Source organism: Rhizobium sp. CBN3 (genome assembly GCF_030518245.1).
In the GTDB taxonomy this organism is placed as follows: Bacteria; Pseudomonadota; Alphaproteobacteria; order Rhizobiales; family Rhizobiaceae; genus Rhizobium; species Rhizobium aethiopicum_A.
The window spans coordinates 245,798-268,109 of the sequence record NZ_JAULSE010000007.1; the positions used below are offsets into that span (position 1 = coordinate 245,798).

Genomic DNA, 22,312 nt, shown 5'->3' on the forward strand with positions numbered 1-22,312 from the left:
TGTCACCTTGCCCCTGTCAAGATTAAGAGTCAATTCCAAGGACGAGCCGAGAGGATTCCTGGAATGTCTGCATTGCCCGAAATCAATACGCCAATTGTACCGATTGTCTCTTATGAGGACCGGCGGGTCATCCTTCCCAGCCCGCCTATCGAGGCGACGACGCCTCTGGGACGGATCTGGGCCGCCATTCGTCTCTGGCATCAGAAGCGGGAGGGACGGCGCGCGCTCAGCGAGCTTACGGCGGCAGGACTCAAGGATATCGGGGTATCGCAGTCCGAAGCCGCACGCGAAATCAGCAAGTCATTTTTCTGGGACTGATGCTGCGGGCGACCGCAGCGGTCAATTGCAGGCCCTGTTGCCGCCGGACCAGCGATTGACGTCGGTGGCGATGCGGCCGGCGACAGGCTCCGACATCATCGGACCAAAGGCCTGCAGACGGGCAGGGCTTCCCTCGGCCTGGACGACGAGCAGCGGCCGGCTTTCCGGGCTGCCCTTGTGGACGAGCAGGATGCGCGGCCGACCGGAGAAGGAATTGAGTTCCGGAGCGAGCTTATAGGCTGCAAAGGCCGGATCGCCCGATTTGAACCAGCAGGCATTGGCGCCGAGCGCTACGCGCTCCATCGTCGGCAATGCCGCCCGGTTTGGACCTGCTGCCGGTGCCGGCGACTGGCAGGCTGCAATCATGATTGCCAGAGCGGTCAACAAAGCGGCGTTTGCGACGGCGGGGAGAGGGCGCATTGATCTTGCTCCAGTGATCCGGATGAAGGTCTTCTCGGCCGCATGCCGTTGTCCGCGGTACGCCTGCGGGCGGCATGGTTGAGGTGGGGTCAGGCGGCGACGACGTCGAGCGCCGAGGCGAAGAGGCCTCGGCCATCCGAACCGCCATGGGCGGCCTCGATCAGGTTTTCGGGATGCGGCATCATGCCGAGCACATTGCCCTTTTCGTTCATCACGCCGGCAATGTCGTTGATCGAACCGTTCGGATTGGTGCCCTCGGCATAACGGAACAGCACCTGACCATTGCCCTCGATCTTCGCCAGCGTCGCTTCGTCGGCAAAATAATTGCCGTCGTGGTGGGCGACAGGGCAACGGATCATCTGCCCTTGCGCGTAGGCGCGGGTGAAATCCGTCTCGGCATTGACGACTTCGAGCTTGATCTCGCGGCAGACGAATTTCAGCGAGGCGTTTCGCATCAGCGCGCCGGGCAGCAGGCCCGCTTCGACGAGGATCTGGAAGCCGTTGCAGACGCCGAGCACCTTCACGCCCTTCGCGGCCTTGTCGATGATCGCCTGCATGACCGGCATGCGGGCGGCGATCGCGCCGCAGCGCAGATAATCGCCATAGGAGAAGCCGCCGGGGATGACGATCAGGTCAACGTCGGGGATTTCCGTCTCTGTCTGCCAGATCGTCACCGGTTGGTGACCCGAGATCTTGGTGAGAGCGGCGATCATGTCGCGATCGCGATTGAGGCCCGGAAGTTGAACGACGGCTGATTTCATAGAGTCCCCGCATTTCGCGAAAGATATTGGACTGGAACGCTCTCGGCGAGCCATACTCCATTGTCCGCGACAAAGAAAGAATGGCCTTCTGAAAACATGGCGGCTGCGTCGACACGCAGAATGATATAGTCGCCCTTGCGGCGCACGGCGACAATTTTCGCCGTATCGACGTCGGCCGACAGATGGACGTGGTGCCGCTCCATCTTCTCCAGACCTTCGCGCTCGATCGACGGCCAGTTCGTGAGTGACGTGCCGTGAAAGAGAACTGCCGGCGGTTCAACCGGGGTCAATGCCAGATCGACCTCGACACTGTGGCCCTGATTGGCGCGGATCCTGTTATCGACAAGCGTGAGGCGTTTCTTCGGACTGTTGTCGATGATCTCGACGATATCGGCGCGGGAGACGCCGTATCTCGACGTCAGCACCTTTTCGAGATCATCGAACGATACCCAACCCTCGGCATCAAGCGTCAAGCCTGCGGCATCCGGCGCATGGCGCAAAACATAGCTCATGAATTTCGAGACTTCCGTCTCCAGCTTTGCCTTCAGCATGACGCTCAATCCATAAGACCCGCCGGATGACGGGCAGGTCTGCAATGGTCAGTCGATCGCGATCGCGTAATTCTCGATGACCGTGTTGGCGAGCAGTTTTTCGCACATCGCCTTGAGGTCTGCCTCGGCCATGGCCTTGTCGGCGCCTTCGAGCTCCAGGTCGAAGACCTTGCCCTGCCTTACATGGCCGACGCCCGAAAAGCCGAGGGCGCCGAGCGCGCCTTCGATGGCCTTGCCCTGCGGATCGAGAACGCCGTTTTTGAGCGTGACGGTGACACGAGCCTTGATCACTTTGTCTTTCCTGTCTTACTTGACGAGAACCGGGCCGGTGCCGCGCACAGGCTCGTTTTCATTGATAATGCCGAGACGGCGAGCGACTTCGGAATAGGCTTCGAGCAACCCGCCGAGGTCGCGGCGGAAGCGGTCCTTGTCCATCTTCTCGCGGGTTTCGATATCCCAGAGCCGGCAGCTGTCCGGCGAGATCTCGTCGGCGAGGATGATGCGCATCAGATCGCCTTCGAAGAGGCGGCCGCATTCGATCTTGAAATCGACGAGCTGGATGCCGACGCCGAGGAAGAGACCGGTCATGAAATCGTTGACGCGGATGGCGAGCGCCATGATGTCGTCGAGCTCGGCCGGATTGGCCCAGCCGAAGGCGGTGATGTGCTCTTCGGAGACCATCGGATCGTCGAGCGCGTCGGACTTGTAATAGAACTCGATGATCGAGCGGGGCAGAACCACGCCTTCCTCGATACCGAGGCGCTTGGCGAGAGAACCGGCGGCGACGTTGCGCACGACGATCTCCAGCGGGATCATCTCCACTTCCCTGATCAGCTGCTCGCGCATATTGAGCCGGCGGATGAAATGGGTGGGGATGCCGATCTTATTCAGATGGCTGAAGATATATTCGGAAATGCGGTTGTTGAGGACGCCCTTGCCGTCGATGACTTCATGTTTCTTTTTGTTGAAGGCGGTGGCATCGTCCTTGAAGAACTGGATCAAAGTGCCCGGCTCCGGGCCCTCATACAGAATCTTTGCCTTGCCCTCGTAGATACGGCGGCGACGGTTCATCTTGGTCATTCTCTGTTGTTGGCGCTCTTGGGATAGCGCGAGTGGATCGATCTCGTGGCGTCCCCTTAAAGGAAAAGAGAGTGTTTCACAATCCGCCTGTCGCTCCTTCCCCCGTTTCCGGATTTCGTGGCCCCGGTTCCCGGATTTCATGGCCCTGTTTCCGGATTTTACGGAATAGCGCCAAGAGAATCGAATGAATTCGCTTTACGAGTCTAGCGGCTTTTTCTCTACGGTGGAATGAAGGCGAAATGGCGGGCCGCTTATACAGGTTTTATTTGGCGGTTCTGCTTGGCGTCGCGCGGAGAAGATGCGTCTGCAAGCCGCGCGCCGCGGTCAGCCCGTGGCGCCAGCTTCCAGCGCGGATGAAGGAGGGGATCTGCATGGCCGGCATCGGCCGGGCGAGCGCATAACCCTGCAGCGTGTCGCAGCCGAGTTGCTCCAGAATGCGGATATGATCCGCCGTTTCGACGCCCTCGGCAATGACGAGGATATTGAGCGAGCGTCCGATATCGATGATCGAGCCGACGAGTTTACGCTGCTCGGCCGATTGCGGCAGCATGCGGATCAGCTCGCGATCAATCTTCAGCGTGTTCGGGCTCAGGCGCAGAAGGCTGACGATCGAGGCGTGGCCGGTGCCGAAGTCGTCGATATGGATGTCGATGCCGAGCTTGCGCAGCTTTTTCAAATTGGCGGCCACCGCCTTGTCGCAATCATCGAGCGGGATCGATTCCAGCAGTTCGAAGGCGATGGCGCCGGGCTCGATCCTCAGGGCGCGGAGCTTCTTGCCGAGATCGGGATCGGTCAGCCGCCGGGCGGAAACGTTGACCGATATTTTCGGTATCGACAGCCCATCCTTGATCCAGGCACGCCGGTCTGCAAGCGCGCGCTCCAGGATCAGGGCGTCGATCGTCGAGACGACGTCGAGATCCTCGGCGATATCGAGAAAGCGGTCTGGCGTCAGCAGGCCGTGCACGGGGTGTTGCCACCGTGCGAGCGTCTCGACGCCCGTGACATCGAGCGTGCGGGCGTCGAACTGCAATTGATAGAACGGCACGAATTCATTGCGCTCCAGGCCGAGCAGGATTTCATCGGCGAGCTGCTTGGCGGAGACGATATCGTTGCGGGCCGATGCCGAGAAGAATTCGAAGCGGTTTCGGCCGAGACCTTTGGCGCGATAGAGCGCGATGTCGGCGTCGAGCAGCGTCTGTTTGGCGTCGAGCTTGGCGCCGCCATTGACGGCGATGCCGATGCTGGCGCCGAAACGGCAGTCATGCCCCTCATATCTGACGGGTCGGCGCAATTCGCGGATCAGGCGTTCGGCCAGGCTGGCGATCTTCTTCGATGCCGCATCGATGGCGCAGAGAATGACAAATTCATCACCGCCGATACGTGCGACGAAATCGGCGGCGCGGACGGAATGTCTGAGCACATTTGCGGCGTGCTGCAGCATGGCGTCCCCAGCCCGATGGCCGAGGGTATCGTTGATCTGCTTGAAGCGGTCGAGATCGATATGCAGAACCGCCAAAGCGAGGCCATTAGCCCGGCATTCTGCCGCGCGGTCGCCCAGCATCTTGTCGAGATAACGGCGGTTCGGCAGGCCGGTGAGATAATCGTGCAAGGCCAGATGCTCGATGCTCTCCTTGGCGGCTTCGAGTTCGCGGTTACGGGCTTCCGCCAGATCCTTGGCGCGCTGCAGTTCGTTGCGAAGCGCGACTTCCTCGGTGACGTCCCAATTGGCGCCGATCAGCTTGCGTTGGCCGTTGCCGTCGACGAAGAAGGCCGAGCGGGCGCGGATGATGCGTTCGACGCCGTCGCCGCGGATGATGCGGTATTCCTGCTGAAAGTCGCTGCCGCTTTCGACGCTGCGGTCAGCGAGGCCGAGCACGCGTTCACGGTCGTCCGGATGCAGGCTTTGGGCCCAGGCGTCGCCGCCGATCTTGCGCGCCGCACCCTGCAAGCCGTAGATGGCAATCAGGCGATCGTCCCATTCGACAATGTCATTTTCGATATCGGCTTCGAAGACGCCGATGCGGGAAATTTCCAGCGCCAGGTCGAGCCGGCGCGACAGGCGCGACAGTGTCTCCTCGGCTTCCTTGCGGGCGGTGATATCGGTATCCGTTCCGACGATGCGCGTCGGGACGCCGTTCTCATCCCATTCGACGCAGGCGCCACGGCAGTCGATCCAGACCCAGTGGCCGTCCCTGTGGCGTTCACGATATTGGAAGATCTGATAATCCGGATCGCTGGCATTCTGCCGCTCGATCGCATGAGCGACGAAATCGCGGTCGTCGGGATGGACGAGCTGCAGCCAGGCCTCATAGTCGCCGGCGACGTCCTCGTCCGGCGCCATTCCGCGGATGGTTTTCCACGTTGGCGAATAATATTTCCGGTCGAGACGGTAATTGTGATCCCATACGCCGAGGCCGGAACCAACAAGCGCATGGTTCCAGCGGCTCTCGCGCTCAGCCAGATCGGAATCGTCGGTTGATCCGTTGCCGACGCCAGCCTCAGCCGCTGCGATATCGCCATGCGGTTTGTCGGCCTCCGGGCGGGCTTTCTTCACGGGCATTCTCGCTGATTTCACCTCGGCGCAGTCTGCGGTCTTTCTATTAAGAAAGGCTTAGAAAGCGATCGCTGAAATGGCGAGGGCCGGAGTTTCCAAGTCAGACAGAGAGGCGGCTGAGGAACTGGGCGAAGACCATTGTTCCTTCGGGCCACGGGCCGTGCCCGGAATCAGCATTGATATGCCCCGCCTCGCCGGCATCGACGAGGAAGGAACCCCAGCTGCTGGCGATATCGTCGGCATGGTCGTAGCTGCCGAACGGATCGTTGCGGCTGGCGACGGTGATCGACGGGAAGGGCAGCGGGTCACGCGGATAGGGCCCGAAGGTCATCAGGTGCTTGGGGCGAATATCCGGATTGGTGACTTCAGGCGGAGCGACGAGGAAAGCGCCTACCACCCGCTTGCGGAAATGCGGGATGGCATGGATTGCCGAGGGCACGCCGAGCGAATGGGCGACGAGCACGACCGGGCGGGTCGAGGCGTTCACCTCTTCGGCGATGCGGGCGATCCAGTCCTCGCGGACCGGCTTCGTCCATTCGGCCTGTTCGACGCGGCGCGCCGTGCTGAGCTTCGCCTGCCAGCGGCTCTGCCAATGGCCGGGGCCGGAATTGGTGTAGCCGGGGATGATGAGAATATCTGCGTCTGAGGCTTTCATAGTGCCGCCGATGTGAGAAGGCTTGACCAAGATGTCAAGAGGGGGCGGCAAGGGAGCGACACGGGCGCTGAAGTTTGTTATGTTACTCCAGTGCCGGTTGCGGATTTCGTATCGGCTTACCCGCCGATGCATGTCCGCGGCCGACCAAGTCTCGGCTGAGGAGGAGAAAGCCATGGCGGCATTTCATGTCATGACGGGTGCCAGTGAAAACCTGGCGCGGCCCGTGGTCAATCGCATCGGCATCGCCGACGTCTTCGATGCGCTGAAGCGCGGGCTCGACGATTTCAGTGAGAAACCTTCCCATTATGTGTTCCTGTGCCTGATGTATCCGATTGCCGGCGTCTTCCTGACGCTGTGGACCTCCGGCGCCAACCTTCTGCCGATGGTCTTCCCGCTGATGTCCGGTTTCGTGCTGATAGGCCCGATTGCGGCGATCGGTCTTTATGAGATCAGCCGCCGGCGCGAGGAAGGCCTCGATACGTCATGGACGCATGCGCTCGAGGTGCGTCATTCGCCGGCGTTACCGTCGATCATCGCGGTCGGGCTGATGCTCTTTGGCCTGTTCGTCGTTTGGCTGGTCACGGCACAGACGCTGTACGCCAATCTTCTCGGCGAAGTGTTTCCGCGCACCATGACGGACTTCACCCGCCAGGTCTTCGGCACGGCCCAGGGCCTGCAGCTGATCGTCTGGGGCAATCTCATCGGATTCGGCTTCGCGCTAGTCGTGCTGGCGATTTCAGTCATCACCTTCCCGCTGCTGCTCGATCGTGATATTGGGGCGGTCGCCGCCGTCGTCACCTCGATCCGTGCGACCGTCATCAATCCGGTGCCGGTGCTGCTCTGGGGCCTGATCGTCGCAGCGCTCCTCGTCGTCGGCACCATCCCGGTCTTTGCCGGACTCGCGCTCGTTATCCCGATCCTTGGCCATGCGACCTGGCATCTCTACCGCAAGCTGATTGCGCGGGAAGCTGTCTAGCTTCGGTCCTGCCCGCGGAAAACCTTGATACCGTGCGATCCCCGATTTTCGGGAACCTCGAACCTGCCTCGGAGTTTTTTGCGAGAGCATGATTGTAGCAACATCATGCTCCCGAGACTCCGAGGAGAGATTTCAGAGGTGACGATGACGCATTTGTTTGCCCGCTTCGCAACCAAGACATCGGAATGGGCGGGTAAGCCCGTCATCTTCATCCTGGCGCTGTGCGTCGTCATTATCTGGGCCTTGCTCGGCCCCTTCTTCGACTATTCGGAAACCTGGCAGCTCATCATCAACACGGGAACGACCATCATCACCTTCCTGATGGTCTTCGTGCTGCAGAACGCCCAGACGCGCGACACCCGGGCAATCCAGGCCAAACTCAACGAAATCATTCTTACAAGCCATGCAGAGAACCGCTTCATCGGCATCGAAAATCTCGATGAGGAAGAGTTGAAACATCTGGATGAACTGGTCGCCAAGGCCGCCAAGGGGCGGGAGCAGACGGAGGTCTGCCAAACGACCGAGATTGAGCTAGCGATGCCGCCACCGAAAAAGGCGCAGGCGCGCAAACGCTCTGCGAATGCCAAAGCATCGAAGCAGAAACAACGGCCACTTGAGAAAAGCTAACCATCATCCATTCTGCAATCACAAAAAGAAAAAGACAGAAATGAAAACGGCGCCTGCGAAGGCCCAGTCAGTTTGTTGACAAACCACTGCAAACCCGCGACGTCATCCTCGGCCTTGTGCCGAGCAGCTAACCACCACAATATTTTGACAGGAAAACATCTATTTTCAGCCACTTAACTGGGCCGGCGCAGATCCTCGGCACGAGGCCGAGGATGACGTCGCGGTTTCGCAGTGGTATTTCAACAGCCTGACGGCGCCCGCAAAGACGCCGTCATATCGTCGCAGCCCGCTCAAGCGTTGCCGAAGACGCGGCGGAAGATCGTGTCGACATGCTTGGTGTGATATCCGAGATCGAACTTCTCCCGAATATCCTCCTCGGACAACGCAGCTCTGACCTCAGCATCAGCCAGCAGCTCTTCCAGAAAATCCTTGCCCTGTTCCCAGACCTTCATGGCATTGCGCTGCACCAAGCGGTAGGCGTCCTCGCGGGAGGTGCCAGCCTGGGTCAGCGCCAGGAGGACGCGCTGGGAGTGGACCAGGCCGCGGAACTTGTTGAGGTTCTTCTCCATGTTCTCGGGATAGACCAGGAGCTTTTCGATGACGCCGGCCAGACGCGAGAGGGCGAAATCGAGGGTGACTGTGGCGTCCGGGCCGATCATGCGTTCGACCGAGGAATGGGAGATATCGCGCTCGTGCCAGAGGGCGACGTTTTCCATGGCCGGCAGGGCGTAGGAGCGGACCATGCGGGCGAGGCCGGTGAGGTTTTCGGTCAGCACCGGGTTACGCTTGTGGGGCATGGCCGAGGAGCCCTTCTGGCCGGGCGAGAAATATTCCTCGGCCTCCAGCACCTCGGTGCGCTGCAGGTGGCGGATTTCGGTCGCGAGCCGCTCGATCGACGAGGCGACGACGCCGAGGGTGGCGAAATACATGGCGTGGCGGTCGCGCGGGATGACCTGGGTCGAGACCGGCTCGGCCTTCAAGCCGAGCGCCTCGGCGACATGTTCCTCGACGCGCGGATCGATATTGGCGAAGGTGCCGACGGCGCCCGAGATGGCGCAGGTCGCAACTTCCTCGCGGGCGGCGACGAGGCGCTGGCGGCAGCGCTCGAATTCGGCATAGGCAAGCGCCAGCTTGACGCCGAATGTGGTCGGCTCGGCATGGATGCCGTGCGAGCGGCCGATGGTGACCGTGTCCTTGTGTTCGAAGGCGCGGGTTTTCAGCGCTGCGAGCAGCCGGTCGAGATCGGCGATGAGGATGTCGGTGGCGCGCACCAGCTGGACGTTGAAGCAGGTGTCGAGCACGTCTGACGAGGTCATGCCCTGGTGGACGAAGCGTGCATCCGGACCGACGATCTCGGCGAGGTGGGTCAGGAAGGCGATGACGTCATGCTTGGTGACGGCCTCGATCTCATCGATGCGGGCGACGTCGAAGGTGGCGGCGCCGCCTTTTTCCCAGATCGTCTTTGCCGCCGATGTCGGGATGACGCCGAGTTCGGCCAGCGCGTCGCAGGCATGCGCCTCGATCTCGAACCAGATGCGGAACTTGGTTTCGGGAGACCAGATGGCCACCATTTCGGGCCGGGAATAACGCGGGATCATGGGCGGCTGCCTTCACTTCAAGAGGTTTGAACGTCTAAGACGCAATTCCCGGCAAAACCGCTTCGCGCTTTGCCTGGCAAAACCGCTGGGCACTTTTGCTGAAATTGCTGCATTGAGGTAGCGCCCCTTTAGCAAAGACCGGCGGCAATCTCAACGCATGCGTTTGGCGAGATGATAGCTGCTGACGACAAGGCAGACGAGGCCGAGCGGCAGGAAAAGGCGAAGGCCGATCACCAGGAACTGGTAGACGGCGCTGATGCCGGTGAAGACGAACTGGAAGGCCCAGGCGACGCTGCCGAAGGGCGCATGCCAGCGCGAATAGAAGATCCGGTATTCCATGGCGAAGAGAAAGGCGGTCATCAGGATCGTGGCTGCCGTCAGGGTCACGAAAAAGGCGGCGAACCGCGCTTCCGGCGGCCTGTTATAGGCAAAAAAGCGAGCGACCGGCAGGGCGAAGGGCCAGGAGAGCAGGCCGCCGAGAAAATAGAGTGCGGCCACCTCGGCGAGCCGGCTCGTCTCAAGGCCGTTGCGGAGGTAAAGGCCGAGCATGGCGGCGGCCAGCATCTGCACACCCCAGAGCAATGCGCCGGCAAAGAGATCGGAGGAGGGCGGTTTTGCCGCCCTTAGACGATCCATCCTGGGGTGATCCATGCTCAGGGATGGACCGGGACGGCGATCCAGCGTCCGTTCCTCTCAGCATCGAAAGCGAGGACGAGTGCAATATGAATTTGATTTCCGCCTTCCGGCTGGTAGACCACCGCGCCGCCGATCCTGAATTCGACCGAGCATGTGCGCTCGGCCGGAACAGCCGTTGCCTGCCGCGCCGCCTGACGGTTCGGGACACCTTCCTTCTCGATCATCTGCAGGCTGAAGCCAAGGATCCGCTTGTCGACCGTTGCGCATTCCTTCGGCGTCGGCACCGGCATCTCGGCGAGTGAGAGTGTATAGGGCGTCTTCGGCGGCCCATCGATCGCAAGTGTGGTGTAGCGAAGTGTCTTCGAGGGCGAGCCGAGCTCGGTTGGCGGGTTGAAAGCGGCAATCAGACCCGGATTTGTCAGAAGGTCGTACTTATCCATCTGGCTGCGCGCCGCCGTTAAGTTCTGGCGTCGGGCCTTGGAAAGATTGGCGTCCTTATCCGTCAGTTCGGTGCGGAAGGGGGTGCCTTCGAGATATTGGCCGCCGTCGGTATTGATGAAATAGGTTTCCGAATAGGGAGTCTTGCTGTTTTCTTTGATGCCGAATTCCTGAAATGCGAAGACCTTGCCGTCGGCGGAAAAACCGATCGGCTGGATGCTGGCTATGTCGCCGGCCAGCGACAAGCCGGGAAGGCCGGCCAATGCGGCGGCGAGCATGCCGCCAATGATCAGACGCTTCTTCATGTTCGTGCCCCTTCGGCTGCCTGACGCAATTCGGCGACGGTCTTACGGTAGCTGTCGACCGTACCGCCCTTGAAAATTGCCGAGCCGGCGACGAGGACGTTGCCGCCGGCGCGCGCGATATCAGGCGCCGTTTCCACGGTGACGCCGCCGTCGACCTCGAGTTCGATCGGCCGGTCACCGATCAGAGACTTTGCCGCGGCGATCTTGGCCGTCATCGCGGGAATGAATTTCTGTCCGCCGAAACCGGGATTGACCGACATGATGAGGATGAGGTCGACGTCGTCGACCACGTTCTCGATGGCGCTCAGCGGCGTCGCCGGATTGATCGTCACGCCGACCTTCTTGCCGAGATTGCGGATGGTTTGCAGCGAGCGGTGCAGATGTGGCCCGGACTCGGCATGCACGGTGATGCGGTCGCAGCCCGCCTTGGCGAAGGCTTCGAGGTAGTCATCGACCGGAGAGATCATCAGATGGCAGTCGAAAGTGGCATTCGTATAGGAACGCAGCGACTTGATGACATCGGGACCGAAGGAGATGTTCGGCACGAAATGCCCATCCATCACGTCAAGGTGGATCCAGTCGGCGCCGGCGGCCGTTACGTCGCGCACCTCCTCGCCGAGCCTGGCGAAATCCGCCGCGAGGATCGAAGGGGCAATGCGAATGGGCAGCGTCATCAAGTCTTACTCCCGTACGGGGCGCCATCTGCGCACGGCGCCGGAATTCAGGGCTGGCGGCCGCTCATTGCGTCGGCGCAGCAGGTGGAAAAAAGCCATTGCCCCGCCATTCAAGCAGGCGGTAGGGGTTTTGCGAAAGCTCGTGCGCGCCGGTGAAGACGACCGCGCCGATTGGTGTCTGGAACGTCGTGCCGACAAGGGTCTCCCGCAGCGGCTTGCCGGCGGCAGCGGCGGCTTCGGCCGCCTGGCCGGCAATCAGGGCCGCCGCCAGGGATGGCAAGACATAACCTTCAGGCTCGGTGCCCTTGGCGCGCAAAGCGCCGGCCGCCGGCGCGCCTTCTGGCAAAAGCGCATATTCGGGCAGGGCGACGGCACGCACGCCGGGGGCGAGAGGTAGCGGCTGATCGGCGGCGCGCATGGCGTCGCCGCCGAGGATCGACAGCGGAATGTTTTCCGCCTTGGCGTCGCGGGCCATGACGGCGACATCGTTGCGATCGCCGCCGACGAAGACCCTTGTGGCGCCGGCCCGTTTCAGGCGGCGGATGAGGGCGATCTGCTGCTCCTGTCCCGGCCGGTAGGTATCGGTGAAAACCGGCTTCAGGCCGTTCTGCTCCAGCGCATTGCGCACAGCTTCCGTCAGTTCGCGGCCGTGAATGGTGCCGTCCTCAATCAGCGCGATCGGGTCGGCTGCCCAGTCCTTAAGGATCACCTCGATGATCTTTGCCGCCTCAGTGCCATCGGCCGGTGCCAAGCGGAAGAGCGGCCAGCCGTTTTTCAGCGCATCCTCCATCAGGATGCGCGAACGTGCCGAAACGGTGATCGCGGGAATATTGGCGTCCTTCAGCTTCGGCAGTGCGCCTTCCAGCGTCTCACTGCAGAGAAAACCAACGGCAATCTGCACCTTGGCACTCACGAGCGCATCGGCGACCGCCGCGCCGCTATTGTCTTCGCAGGTCTCGTTGACGGCGACGAGCGTATTGCCGGATTGCTGGATCTCGAAACCGGCGCCGGCGGCAATCTGCGCGCCGAGCAGCCCGAGCGGCCCGCCCTGCGGGGCGACGACGCCGATCGTTACGCCGGCCGCATGGCCTTGCGCCGCCGTTCCGAGCAGCGTCAGAAAGGCTGCTATGCCACGCAGGTTCATCATGAAAGGCGAAGATCCCTAGCCATCGTCCATGCCCTTTTATCCGCAAGGCCGCAATCGTCAAAGAAAAACAAGCGGAACCCAGCGCTTTTCACCGGTCCTATTGTAGAAAAGGTAACCGATGCTCGCCATATTGGCGCGATAGCAAGTCGAACTACGGTGTCGGACGTCATTTCAGTCGCGCAAAGGACACTGTAGCATTTTGAATTGCTGCATAGTTCTCCTAAATCGATCCCGATTTAAGGAACGACGCAGGCAGAAGAGCGCGCGGGAGAAGCACGTGTTGAACAGGCAGCATATCGACCCCGGCCTTTATCGCGATGCCATGAGCCGTTATGCCGGTCATGTGCAGCTCGTGACGACGGCGATGGAAGGTCTGCGCCGCGGCGTCACCATCACCGCCGCCTGCTCCGTCTCGGACAATCCGGCTTCGGTGCTGATCTGCCTCAACAACACCAATCCAAAGAACGAGATCTTTTTCCGCAGCGGCATCTTCGTGCTCAACACGCTCGGGGCCCATCACCAGGGCGTCGCCGACGCTTTCTCCGGGCGCACCGCGATTGCCAATGACGAGCGCTTCGCCAGCGGCCGTTTCGACACGCTCGTCACCGGCGCCCCCGTTCTTGCCGATGCGCTCGCCGCCTTCGATTGCCGGGTGACCGACATCAAGGAAATGCCGACGCACAATGTCATCTTCGGTGAGGTTGCCGCCGTCCGCTTCAGCGAGAAGCACCCGGCGCTCATCTATATGAACCGGGATTATCACACGCTGTAATCCGGCTGGCGGGTATGCGAGGAAACAGAGAATGGACAATGCCGGAATCGAGGAAATGTTTCAGGGGCTCGGCCCCGTCACGGTCAAGCGCATGTTCGGCGGCAAGGGCATTTATCATCTCGGGCGCATCGTCGCCGTCGAAGTGCGCGACGAGATGCTGCTGAAAGCCGATGAGACGAGCGCCCCAGAATTTGCTGCCGCCGGCGCCACGCAATGGGCCTATGAAGGCAAAAAGGGCAAGCCGGTGAAAATGCCCTACTGGTCGATCCCCGAAGAAGCTTACGACGATCCCGATCTGATGGCGAAGTGGGTGCGGCTTGCCTATGAGGCGGCGCTTCGCGCCGAAAGTTGAGCGGGTTCGGCTGGCGGCAGGGCTGCGATCGCCGCCTTGGTGAAGGCTGACAGCGGCTCAGGCAAATCGGTCAAGGGAAACCAGCCAAAATCCGAAAGCTTGTCCGGCTCGGTCAATTGCGGCTCGCCATCGACGTCGCGCGCGAGATAAAGGATGGAGATCCAGTGCTGGCGGTCGGCATCGATGATCTGTTCGGTCATGCCGATGCGCTCGATTCGGCCGATCGTGAGGCCGGTTTCTTCTTCGGCCTCGCGGCGCGCAGCTTCTTCAGCCGGTTCCATGTGATCGACCTTGCCGCCGACGATGTTCCAGTAGCCGGCTTCAGGCGGGCGCATGCGCTTATAGAGAAGGATCCTGCCTTGGCGCAGGATCACCAAACCGACGCCAAGGCCCGGGAAGTCGACGCCAGGCCTGCCCATTGGATGCTCAGACCTTGGCGCTGCCGGCGATCAGCATGAAGGCGGGGATATCGTCGCCGAAACCGACCGGGGTTGGGCCATCGTCGTGATCGCGATGACGGCGGCGGTCGCGGCTGTCGTCATTTGCCGGATAGGGCCGATTGTTGCGCGCATTGTTTTGCGGCTTCTGCTCTGCTTTGCGCTCGTTCTTCACGACTTCGGCCTTTGCTGGTGCTGCTGCGATCACTTGGACGTCATTATCCTGTATATCGTTATCAGATTTATGACTCGCAGCACTGTGCCTGCCGCGTCCGCGCCCGCGATCCTTGTCGCCACGTTCGCGTCCGTTGCGGCGCGGACGGTCGCTGTCCTTGCCTTCTTCCGCCGGTGGCAGCGAGTTCAGGTCGCCATTCAGCCATTCGACATTTTCGCCGATCAGCTTCTCGATCGCGTCGACGAATTTCGTGTCGCGCTTGGTGACGAGGGTGAAGGCGGCGCCGGATCGGCCGGCGCGGCCGGTGCGGCCGATGCGGTGGACATAGTCCTCGGAGTGGATCGGCACGTCGAAATTGAAGACGTGGCTGACATCGGGAATATCAAGACCGCGGGCGGCAACGTCGGAGGCAACCAACAACTGGAGGTTGCCGTCACGGAAGTTCTGCAGCATCGTCGTGCGGGAACGCTGGTCCATGTCGCCATGCAAGGCACCGACGGAGAAGCCGTGGCGCTCGAGCGAACGGAAGAGATCGGCGACATCCTTCTTGCGGTTGCAGAAGATGATCGCGTTCTTGAGCTCGGTCTGGGCGCGGACGAGTTCACGCAGAACCGCGCGCTTCTCGTAATCCTTGCTGTGCGAGGCGACGAAGCGCTGCGTCACGGTCTTTGCGGCCGAAGCGGGCTTCGCCACTTCGATGCGCTCGGGATTCTGCAGGAACCGGTCGGCGAGCTTCTGAATTTCCGGCGGCATGGTGGCCGAGAAGAACAGCGTCTGGCGGGTGAAGGGAATGAGCTTGGCGATGCGCTCGATGTCGGGAATGAAGCCCATGTCGAGCATGCGGTCGGCTTCATCGATGACGAGGATTTCGACGCCGCTCATCAAGAGCTTGCCGCGCTCGAAATGGTCGAGCAGGCGGCCGGGCGTGCAGATCAGCACGTCGGCGCCGCGCTCGAGCTTGCGATCCTGGTCCTCGAAGGAAACGCCGCCGATCAGCAGGGCGACGTTGAGGCGGTGGTTCTTGCCGTATTTCTCAAAATTTTCGGCGACCTGGGCGGCGAGTTCGCGCGTCGGCTCGAGGATCAGCGTGCGGGGCATGCGGGCGCGGGCGCGGCCCTTTTCCAGAAGCGACAGCATCGGCAGGACAAAAGATGCCGTTTTGCCGGTGCCCGTCTGCGCGATGCCGCAAATGTCGCGACGCTCGAGGGCAAAGGGAATGGCCCCTGCCTGGATAGGTGTGGGGATCGTATAGCCCGCGTCTGTGACAGCGGATAGCACTTTTTGGCTCAAGCCAAGGTCAGCGAATGTCGTCAAAGGGAAAACAGTTTCCGTTCCGGTTCGGCCGAGCTCTGAACGAGTCGGCGGGATTGCATGCCGCAATGCAGCGCGACATAGCCCCGAATGGCCGGCAAGTCAAGAAATAGAGAGGCCGCACCCTGTGCAGAGTGAAGCTTTGGTTACCGGGTGGGTATTACTTGATATAGGTGGCGAGTTTAAGGCCGGCATTCATGAAATATACTGGATCGACCGCACGGCCGTTCTGGCGCACTTCATAGTGCAGATGCGTGCCCGTCGAGCGACCGGTGCTGCCGGCAAGCCCAATGACGTCTTTGCGGTCGACCGTGTCGCCGGCCGTGACCAGGACCTGCGACATATGCCCGTAGCGCGTCGAGATGCCGTTGCCGTGATCGATCTCGACCATGTTGCCGTAACCGCCTGTCCAGCCGGCTGATATCACCTTGCCCGGCGCCGTCGGGCGGATCTTTTCGCCAGGCGAAAAGCGGAAGTCTATGCCGGAATGCAGCGCCAGGCGGCCGAGAAAAGGATCGCGGCGGTTGCCGAAGGGGCTGGTTATTTCCTTGCCGACGGCGGGGTTGCGGAAGGGCAGGGATTCGGCGGTGCCGCGCACAGCTTCGAGCCGTGTCAGCGCGCCGTCGAGAGCGATCAGCGAATTGTTGAAATCGTCATTGCTCTCCGGCTCGACATAGGGGCCACCGACGGCGCTGTCATCCCGGTCCTGCTTCGAAGCGGTCTCGGGCATCGGGATCTTGAACCGGGTCAGCACGCTCTCGATGGCATTGGCGGCATTGCCGGCGTCGCTCGTCAGCTGCTCGACGCGGTTGCGCTGGTCCTGTTCGACATCCTTCAGCGACAGCGTCACCTTGGAAAAGATGCGGTCTGCGCGATCGCCGACCGTCTCCGTGGCCGGCACGTAGGCGAGGGTCGTATTGTCGGGAGTGGCATCGGCTGGTGCGCCGCTTGCCAGCTGCTTCTCGATCGCCTCGATGCCGCTTTCACCGAGCGAGGCGCGCTTGTCCTTAATGGCGGGGGCATAGGATTGCGCAGGCAAAGACGGCGCGCTGTCCTTATCCGTAAGCCCGGAGCTTTCGGCCCGGTCGAGCAGGTTGTCGAGCTTGCCGTGGCGTGAGGTGAGCGCCATCTGCTGCTCCATCAGCTTGTCGACCTTGTCTTCCACCACCTGCTGGTCGAGAAGCTGGCGGGAGGTGATGCGATCGACCTGGGCGCGAAGGGCGGCGATGCGGTCCTCATAGTCGTGCTGCATGCGGGCCTGGCGCGCCATGGTGGCGCCGATCAGGTCGTCGCGCAGCACGAGATAGGAGGTCGCCAAGAGATAGCCGATGGAAAACACACCGACGAAGCAGAAGGCGAGGGCGGCCATCCACGGCCGAACCGTCATGTGGCGGACCTTGTCACCACTTGCCAGGATCAAAATATGTTCCTGGGCCCGCTTGCCGAATACCCGGTGCTGATGTCCGCCGTTCACGCAGGCTCTCCCGAATGATGCTCTACGCCTCTTTCGGAAAATTAGACACGTTTATGGTTAATGAATGCTTTCGTTGCCGCCGTTTACGCTAGAAAATCAATTAGCTCAGGCATGGCTGATCGATGCCAGCGAGCGGTAGAAGGATGGCGTCAGCCCGGCCTCGGCGCGGGCGAGATCGTTGAAAGGCGGCTTCAGCGGCCCGCGGAAATTGGCGCGCACCAGTTCCTGAAAGGTCTTCGCCGGATCGCGCTTCTCCCGCGCACAGAGGAAGCGGAACCATTTGGCGCCGACGGCGACGTGGCCTTTCTCGTCGTTGTAGATGACATCGAGCACCGCTGCGCTTTCGAGATCGCCGGTCTCACGCATCTTCGCCTGCAGCGATGGCGTGACGTCGAGACCGCGGGCTTCCAGAATGAGCGGCACGACTGCGAGCCTTGCCGTCAGGTCGTTGCGCGTCGAATGAGCCGCCTGCCACAACCCGTCATGGGCGGGAAGATCGCCGTAATCGGCGCCGAGATCGTTGAGGCGCGCGCGCACCATGCGAAAATGCTTCGCCTCCTCGAAGGCAACCTGCATCCAGCCGTCGAAGAAGGAATTGGGCACCGGCTCGGTTGCGAATCGCGCGACGATATCGAGCGCGAGATCGACGGCGTTGAGCTCGATATGGGCAATGGCATGGAGGAGGGCGATCCGGCCCTTCAGCGTGTGCAGCGAGCGCTTTTCCACCTGGGTCGGCGGTGTCAGCACCGGTTTTTCGGGGCGGCCGGGCCTCTTCGGCAGGGCCGCGTCGAGCGGTGAACGCAGCGACACCCGGCGGGCGAACCAGCGGATGGCGCTTTCCTGCGCAAGGGCGGTCTTGCGGTCGAGGTCGGCCGAGCGGATGGCGTCGATAGCGCCGCCGCGCAGCGAGCTTATCGCGAGATCACCCGTCACGCGGCCAGGTTCCTGACGGCCTCGAGCACAGTCTCGGCATGGCCCTGTACTTTCACCTTCTGCCAGATTGTCGCGATCGTGCCGTCCTGGCGGATAAGGAAAGTCGTGCGCTCCACGCCCATGAAGTTGCGGCCGTACATGCTCTTTTCCTTCCAGACGCCATAGGCCTGCAGCGTCGTCTTCTCTTCGTCGGAGGCGAGCGCCACCGAAAGACGGTGCTTTCTGATGAACTTGTCATGGCAGGCGGCCGAATCGGGCGACATGCCGATGACGGCAGCACCTGCTGCTTCAAACTCCGGCGCCAGCGCAGTGAAAGCCAGCGATTCGGCGGTGCAGCCCGTCGTATCATCCTTGGGATAGAAGAACAGGACGAGCGGCCGGCCGTGAAAATCGGATAGCGAGACACGGCCGCCGCCATCGCGGGGGAGGTTGAAGTCGGGGGCTAGGGCACCGATGCCGGGAACCGCCATTGGGAAAACCTTTCTTTTGCCGGGTTTGTGGATGACACTCTCTGTCCCCGAATTATATAGTGGACGGAAACCCGTCCAGCATGGCCGGGTTCAATTCTTCGATTTAAGGGAGAGCCCGAGGGCGCATGTCAGCCATCCGCGGCGAAAAGGTCACGTTTCGCAAGAAGGATATCGTTGCGCTGGACCGCTTGCCGTCCGCTCAGGCCGAGGATCCGATCATCGTTCATTGCCCGCCGCCGCGTTCGCCGATGCGCCGGACGGCGAAGCTGACGTCAGTTTTTCTCGGACTGATTCTCCTTATCCTTGCTGCCATCGTCTTCACCATCGAAAGCGGCATGTTCGACAAGCCGCTGTCGCAACAGGCGCAGGCGGCGCTAGATGGCGTGGCCGGGCCGCGTTACCGTGCCGAAGTCGGCTCCACCGTCATCCGTTTCACCTCCGACTTCCGGCTGGCGCTCGAAGCGCGCAACGTCAACATGATCGACCAGAAGAGCGGCCAGCACCTGTCGACGACGGGTTCGGTGCGCCTGGGCCTCGATCCGCTGCAGCTTTTCCGCGGCCGTATCGCCGTTGCGGACATCGAAGCGGAGGATATCGCACTCGACACCGCGCTTCTGCCCTCCGGCAACCCGGTCAAGCTCGACGATCTGCGCATCGACGCCATGCCGGCGGCGATGGAGACGATTTTCGAGCAACTCGACATGTTCGACAGCATCGTGACGCGCGGCTCGACGAATTCCGTGCGCATCTCCGGCATCGACATCAAGCTTGCCGATACGGCGAACGGCCCGCTGTCGCTCGTCGTCGACAATCTGGTGTTCGCTCATGGCGGGCCATCCTCGCTGCAATTGCGAGGCGAGGTTGCGCTTAACGGCGAGGTGGCGGAACTCGACGTGCTGGCCGAGAAGGAAGACGGCCAGGTATCGAAGGTGACGGCGACGCTCAAGCATGCGAACCTCACGCCGTTTGCGTTGAAACGCAACGATCAGGGCGTGATACGGCAGGGGCTCAGCGCCTTTGCCGATCTGACGGTGTCGGCCACCAGGAAACGCGACGGCGTCGAGCCGACGCTCGCGGCGACGGTCGACGTCGATCCCGGTCTGATCTATGCCGACGGGGATCCGCAGGAACTGTCGGGCGGGCAAATCAATCTGGCCTATGATTTCGTCAAGCAGACAGTCGAGATTGCTAAATCGAATCTTCGGTTCGGCGCGACCACGCTGCCCCTCAATGGGGCGCTGATCGATCTCGACAAACTCGATCCCAAAGCCGGCAAGGGCTTCGGCATCGATCTGCTCGTCAGCGGCGGCACCGCCGCTCCGAGCGGCTCCGGCGAACAGCCAGTTGCCTTCGACATCCAGGCGACGGGCCGCTATATGGTCGCCGGCCGGGAATTCCTGTTTCCCAATATGACCGTCTCCAGCCCGCTCGGCGCGCTTTACGGGGCGTTGCACATCAGGCTCGGTGACAAATCGCCGGAAATTAGCTTCGCCGGCCAGTCCAGAGAGCTGCAGACGACGGCGATCAAGCAGCTCTGGCCGTTCTGGATGGCGCCTAAGGTGCGCACCTGGGTGCATGGCAATCTCTTCGGCGGCATCGTCACCGATGCTTCGATTTCAGTCTTCATTCCCTTCGGCCGGCTTGACGAGGCAGCGGGCGGAAAAGGATTGAAGCTCGACGCCAATCAGATCCGCATCGGCTTCGATATTGCCGGCGCGCGGATGAACGTCGCCGGCGACATTCCGCCGGTCCGCGATACGGCGGCGCATTTCGATCTGACCGGTCCCGTTGCGACGATTTCGATCAAGAGCGGCATGTCCTATTTCCCCTCCGGCCGGTCCGTCGGCCTCGGGCAGGGGACGTTCGTCATACCGTCCGCCTACGACAAGCCGCTGATGGCCGATATCGATCTGGCGGTATCGGGTGCTGCGGACGCCATAGGCGAACTCCTCACCTATAAGCCGGTCCGGGTGCTGCAGCGCGCCGGCTTTTCGGCTGACGACTTCAAGGGGCACATCGACGCGAATGTGAAGGCGCATTTCGGACTGCTCTCCTCGCAGAACCCGCCGCCGGCCGAGTGGAAGGCTGCCATGAAGCTCGCCGACGTCGATCTTGCCAAGCCGTTTTCCGGCCGCAGGATCAGCAATGTCAGCGGCATGCTTAACGGCGATCCGAAGCAGATCACGCTCGATGCCAAGGGCGAGATCGACGGCATTCCCGCCGATATCGATCTGACCGAGCCGGTCGAGGCGTCGTCGGGCGTCGAGCGGCAGCGCGTGATTACGGCGACGCTCTCCGATGAGCAGCGCAGCAAGGTGATGCCCGGGCTTTCCGATATCGTCAGGGGCAACCTGAAGATGGTGCTGACGCGGATCGACGACGACCGGCAAGACGTTCAGCTCGACCTCACCAAATCGATGCTCGACCTGCCCTGGATCGGCTGGTCGAAAGGCAGCGGCATTGCCGCCTCCGCGGAATTCGAGATGTCCGGCCCGCCCGAGAATACCGATATCAAGAATTTCCGGCTGAAGGGTGACGGCTTCGGTGCCAGCGGATCGCTTGTTGTCGGCAAGACAGGCCTTATCTCGGCGGATTTCGACAGCGTCAGGCTCTCCTCGCTCGACGATTTCGCTCTGTCGGTCAAGCGCAGCAAGGGCAATTTCGACGTCTCCGTTTCCGGCGACAGCGCCGATGCGCGGCCGGTCATCGCGCGATTGAAATCGGGCTCGGAGGGCGGCGAGGACGGCGACGGCGACAACACCGGCGTATCGGTGCGCGCCAGGCTGAAAAACGTCGTCGGCTTCAACGACGAGAAGATCGGCAATTTCCAGGCGCAGGTGTCACTGCGCGGCGACAAGCTGCAGACGCTGAATTTTTCCGGCGTCACCGGCAGCGGCGAGGCCGTTGTCAGCCAGATGAAGGACGGCGGTGTCATCAATATCACCAGCGGCGATGCCGGTGCGGTATCGCGTTTTGCCGATCTCTATCAGCACATACAGGGCGGCCTGCTCAACCTGGCGATCCGGCTTTCGCCGCAGGGCGGATGGGACGGCTCGCTCGATGTGCGCCGCTTCTCGATCGTCAATGAACAGCGCCTGCATTCGATCGTCTCGACACCTGTCGGCAACGAGCAGCGAAGCCTCAATGAGGCGGTAAAACGCGACATCGACACCTCGTCGCAACGCTTCCAGCGCGGCTTTGCCCGCGTCATCTCGCGCAACGGCATGGTCGGTATCGAGAACGGCGTGCTGCGCGGCGACCAGATCGGCGCGACCTTCCAGGGCGTGGTGCGCGACCGCAAGGGCAATATGGATATGACCGGCACCTTCATGCCGGCCTACGGCCTTAATCGCCTCTTTGCCGAATTGCCGCTGATCGGTGTCATCCTCGGCAATGGCAGCGACCGCGGCCTGATCGGCATCACTTTCAAGCTCACCGGCAAGTTCGACCAGCCGAACCTGCAGATCAATCCGCTATCGATCATCGCCCCTGGTGTTTTCCGGCAGATCTTCGAATTCCAGTGAGGGAGGCTCTAGGTGTGGAGCCTCAACAGGTTGTCCTGGGTAAGAGCGAGTCTGCTGATTGGTGGTTTTGAATTTAGGCTTCCGTGAGGCCTGTGCCAATTGTAGCGATGGAGCCATCGTGGCA

At 61.7% G+C, this 22,312-nt stretch carries 23 protein-coding genes and 1 pseudogene; 6 read left to right on the top strand and 18 right to left on the bottom strand.

Going from position 1 to position 22,312, the window contains the following annotated elements; all coding sequences use genetic code 11:
• Positions 1-63 precede the first annotated feature (63 nt).
• Complete coding sequence (locus QWJ46_RS13755) at positions 64-318, top strand: DUF1127 domain-containing protein (protein ID WP_302751623.1); 255 nt, start codon at positions 64-66, stop codon at positions 316-318.
• A gap of 21 nt (positions 319-339) precedes the next feature.
• On the opposite strand, the gene QWJ46_RS13760 is transcribed toward QWJ46_RS13755, so the two are convergent.
• The 7 genes from QWJ46_RS13760 to QWJ46_RS13790 all read right to left on the bottom strand — a co-directional run bounded on the left by QWJ46_RS13760 (position 340) and on the right by QWJ46_RS13790 (position 6,339).
• The gene (locus QWJ46_RS13760) at positions 340-738 is read right to left on the bottom strand and encodes a hypothetical protein (RefSeq protein WP_184459556.1); all 399 of its coding nucleotides are present in this window, start codon (positions 736-738) and stop codon (positions 340-342) included.
• An 89-nt stretch (positions 739-827) separates the two neighbouring features.
• The gene (gene purQ, locus QWJ46_RS13765; protein ID WP_302751624.1) at positions 828-1,499 is read right to left on the bottom strand and encodes a phosphoribosylformylglycinamidine synthase subunit PurQ; all 672 of its coding nucleotides are present in this window, start codon (positions 1,497-1,499) and stop codon (positions 828-830) included.
• Complete coding sequence (locus tag QWJ46_RS13770) at positions 1,496-2,050, bottom strand: RNA 2'-phosphotransferase (RefSeq protein ID WP_302751625.1); 555 nt, start codon at positions 2,048-2,050, stop codon at positions 1,496-1,498. The genes purQ and QWJ46_RS13770 overlap by 4 nt, the downstream gene beginning before the upstream one ends.
• A 48-nt stretch (positions 2,051-2,098) precedes the next feature.
• Entirely contained in the window at positions 2,099-2,341 is a 243-nt protein-coding gene (gene purS, locus QWJ46_RS13775; protein ID WP_011425539.1) for a phosphoribosylformylglycinamidine synthase subunit PurS, read from the bottom strand.
• 15 nt (positions 2,342-2,356) lie between these two features.
• Positions 2,357-3,121, bottom strand: a complete 765-nt coding sequence (gene purC / locus QWJ46_RS13780; protein ID WP_085780082.1) for a phosphoribosylaminoimidazolesuccinocarboxamide synthase — start codon at positions 3,119-3,121, stop codon at positions 2,357-2,359.
• A gap of 271 nt (positions 3,122-3,392) precedes the next feature.
• Complete coding sequence (locus QWJ46_RS13785) at positions 3,393-5,690, bottom strand: bifunctional diguanylate cyclase/phosphodiesterase (RefSeq protein WP_302751626.1); 2,298 nt, start codon at positions 5,688-5,690, stop codon at positions 3,393-3,395.
• Between the two features lie 94 nt (positions 5,691-5,784).
• Positions 5,785-6,339 (bottom strand): alpha/beta hydrolase, encoded by a 555-nt coding sequence (locus QWJ46_RS13790; protein ID WP_302751627.1) that lies wholly within the window; start codon positions 6,337-6,339, stop codon positions 5,785-5,787.
• A gap of 172 nt (positions 6,340-6,511) precedes the next feature.
• Between QWJ46_RS13790 and QWJ46_RS13795 the strand changes: the two genes are divergently transcribed.
• The gene (locus tag QWJ46_RS13795; RefSeq protein ID WP_064802864.1) at positions 6,512-7,315 is read left to right on the top strand and encodes a DUF2189 domain-containing protein; all 804 of its coding nucleotides are present in this window, start codon (positions 6,512-6,514) and stop codon (positions 7,313-7,315) included.
• Positions 7,316-7,459: 144 nt separating this feature from the next.
• On the top strand, positions 7,460-7,942 hold the full coding sequence (locus QWJ46_RS13800; protein WP_302751628.1) for a low affinity iron permease family protein: 483 nt from the start codon (positions 7,460-7,462) through the stop codon (positions 7,940-7,942).
• A 290-nt stretch (positions 7,943-8,232) separates the two neighbouring features.
• Here the strand turns inward: QWJ46_RS13800 and purB are convergent, their stop codons facing one another.
• The 5 genes from purB to QWJ46_RS13825 all read right to left on the bottom strand — a co-directional run bounded on the left by purB (position 8,233) and on the right by QWJ46_RS13825 (position 12,740).
• Positions 8,233-9,540 (bottom strand): adenylosuccinate lyase, encoded by a 1,308-nt coding sequence (gene purB, locus QWJ46_RS13805; protein WP_302751629.1) that lies wholly within the window; start codon positions 9,538-9,540, stop codon positions 8,233-8,235.
• A gap of 150 nt (positions 9,541-9,690) precedes the next feature.
• A complete protein-coding gene (locus QWJ46_RS13810) occupies positions 9,691-10,176 on the bottom strand; it encodes a hypothetical protein (protein ID WP_184459564.1) in 486 nt (161 codons plus the stop codon).
• Positions 10,177-10,193: 17 nt separating this feature from the next.
• Positions 10,194-10,919: a DUF2259 domain-containing protein gene (locus tag QWJ46_RS13815; protein WP_302751630.1), complete on the bottom strand. Its 726-nt coding sequence runs from the start codon at positions 10,917-10,919 to the stop codon at positions 10,194-10,196.
• Positions 10,916-11,593, bottom strand: a complete 678-nt coding sequence (gene rpe / locus QWJ46_RS13820; RefSeq protein WP_302751631.1) for a ribulose-phosphate 3-epimerase — start codon at positions 11,591-11,593, stop codon at positions 10,916-10,918. The genes QWJ46_RS13815 and rpe overlap by 4 nt, the downstream gene beginning before the upstream one ends.
• Before the next feature lie 64 nt (positions 11,594-11,657).
• On the bottom strand, positions 11,658-12,740 hold the full coding sequence (locus tag QWJ46_RS13825) for an ABC transporter substrate-binding protein (protein ID WP_302751632.1): 1,083 nt from the start codon (positions 12,738-12,740) through the stop codon (positions 11,658-11,660).
• A gap of 277 nt (positions 12,741-13,017) precedes the next feature.
• Between QWJ46_RS13825 and QWJ46_RS13830 the strand changes: the two genes are divergently transcribed.
• Together QWJ46_RS13830 and QWJ46_RS13835 are read left to right on the top strand one after the other, a co-directional pair.
• Complete coding sequence (locus QWJ46_RS13830; RefSeq protein WP_085859594.1) at positions 13,018-13,512, top strand: flavin reductase; 495 nt, start codon at positions 13,018-13,020, stop codon at positions 13,510-13,512.
• Between the two features lie 31 nt (positions 13,513-13,543).
• Positions 13,544-13,864, top strand: coding sequence for a TfoX/Sxy family protein (locus tag QWJ46_RS13835; protein WP_184459568.1), 321 nt, complete (start codon positions 13,544-13,546; stop codon positions 13,862-13,864).
• Here the strand turns inward: QWJ46_RS13835 and QWJ46_RS13840 are convergent.
• The 5 genes from QWJ46_RS13840 to QWJ46_RS13860 all read right to left on the bottom strand — a co-directional run bounded on the left by QWJ46_RS13840 (position 13,834) and on the right by QWJ46_RS13860 (position 18,664).
• Positions 13,834-14,283 (bottom strand): NUDIX domain-containing protein, encoded by a 450-nt coding sequence (locus QWJ46_RS13840; RefSeq protein WP_302751633.1) that lies wholly within the window; start codon positions 14,281-14,283, stop codon positions 13,834-13,836. The two genes, QWJ46_RS13835 and QWJ46_RS13840, sit on opposite strands and share 31 nt — an antisense overlap.
• A 7-nt stretch (positions 14,284-14,290) precedes the next feature.
• Entirely contained in the window at positions 14,291-15,790 is a 1,500-nt protein-coding gene (locus QWJ46_RS13845; RefSeq protein ID WP_064810468.1) for a DEAD/DEAH box helicase, read from the bottom strand.
• A 157-nt stretch (positions 15,791-15,947) separates the two neighbouring features.
• A complete protein-coding gene (locus QWJ46_RS13850; protein WP_302751637.1) occupies positions 15,948-17,261 on the bottom strand; it encodes a peptidoglycan DD-metalloendopeptidase family protein in 1,314 nt (437 codons plus the stop codon).
• Positions 17,262-17,366: 105 nt separating this feature from the next.
• Positions 17,367-18,194 (bottom strand): ferritin-like domain-containing protein, encoded by an 828-nt coding sequence (locus QWJ46_RS13855; protein WP_302751639.1) that lies wholly within the window; start codon positions 18,192-18,194, stop codon positions 17,367-17,369.
• On the bottom strand, positions 18,191-18,664 hold the full coding sequence (locus tag QWJ46_RS13860) for a peroxiredoxin (RefSeq protein WP_064691733.1): 474 nt from the start codon (positions 18,662-18,664) through the stop codon (positions 18,191-18,193). Before QWJ46_RS13860 ends, QWJ46_RS13855 begins: the two co-directional genes overlap by 4 nt.
• Positions 18,665-18,789: 125 nt before the next feature.
• Here QWJ46_RS13860 and QWJ46_RS13865 point away from each other — a divergent pair, with 125 nt between their 5' ends.
• Positions 18,790-22,188: an AsmA-like C-terminal domain-containing protein gene (locus QWJ46_RS13865; RefSeq protein ID WP_302751640.1), complete on the top strand. Its 3,399-nt coding sequence runs from the start codon at positions 18,790-18,792 to the stop codon at positions 22,186-22,188.
• 8 nt (positions 22,189-22,196) lie between these two features.
• On the opposite strand, the pseudogene QWJ46_RS13870 reads toward QWJ46_RS13865, so the two are convergent.
• Positions 22,197-22,312: pseudogene (locus QWJ46_RS13870) on the bottom strand (IS481 family transposase); the annotation flags it as partial.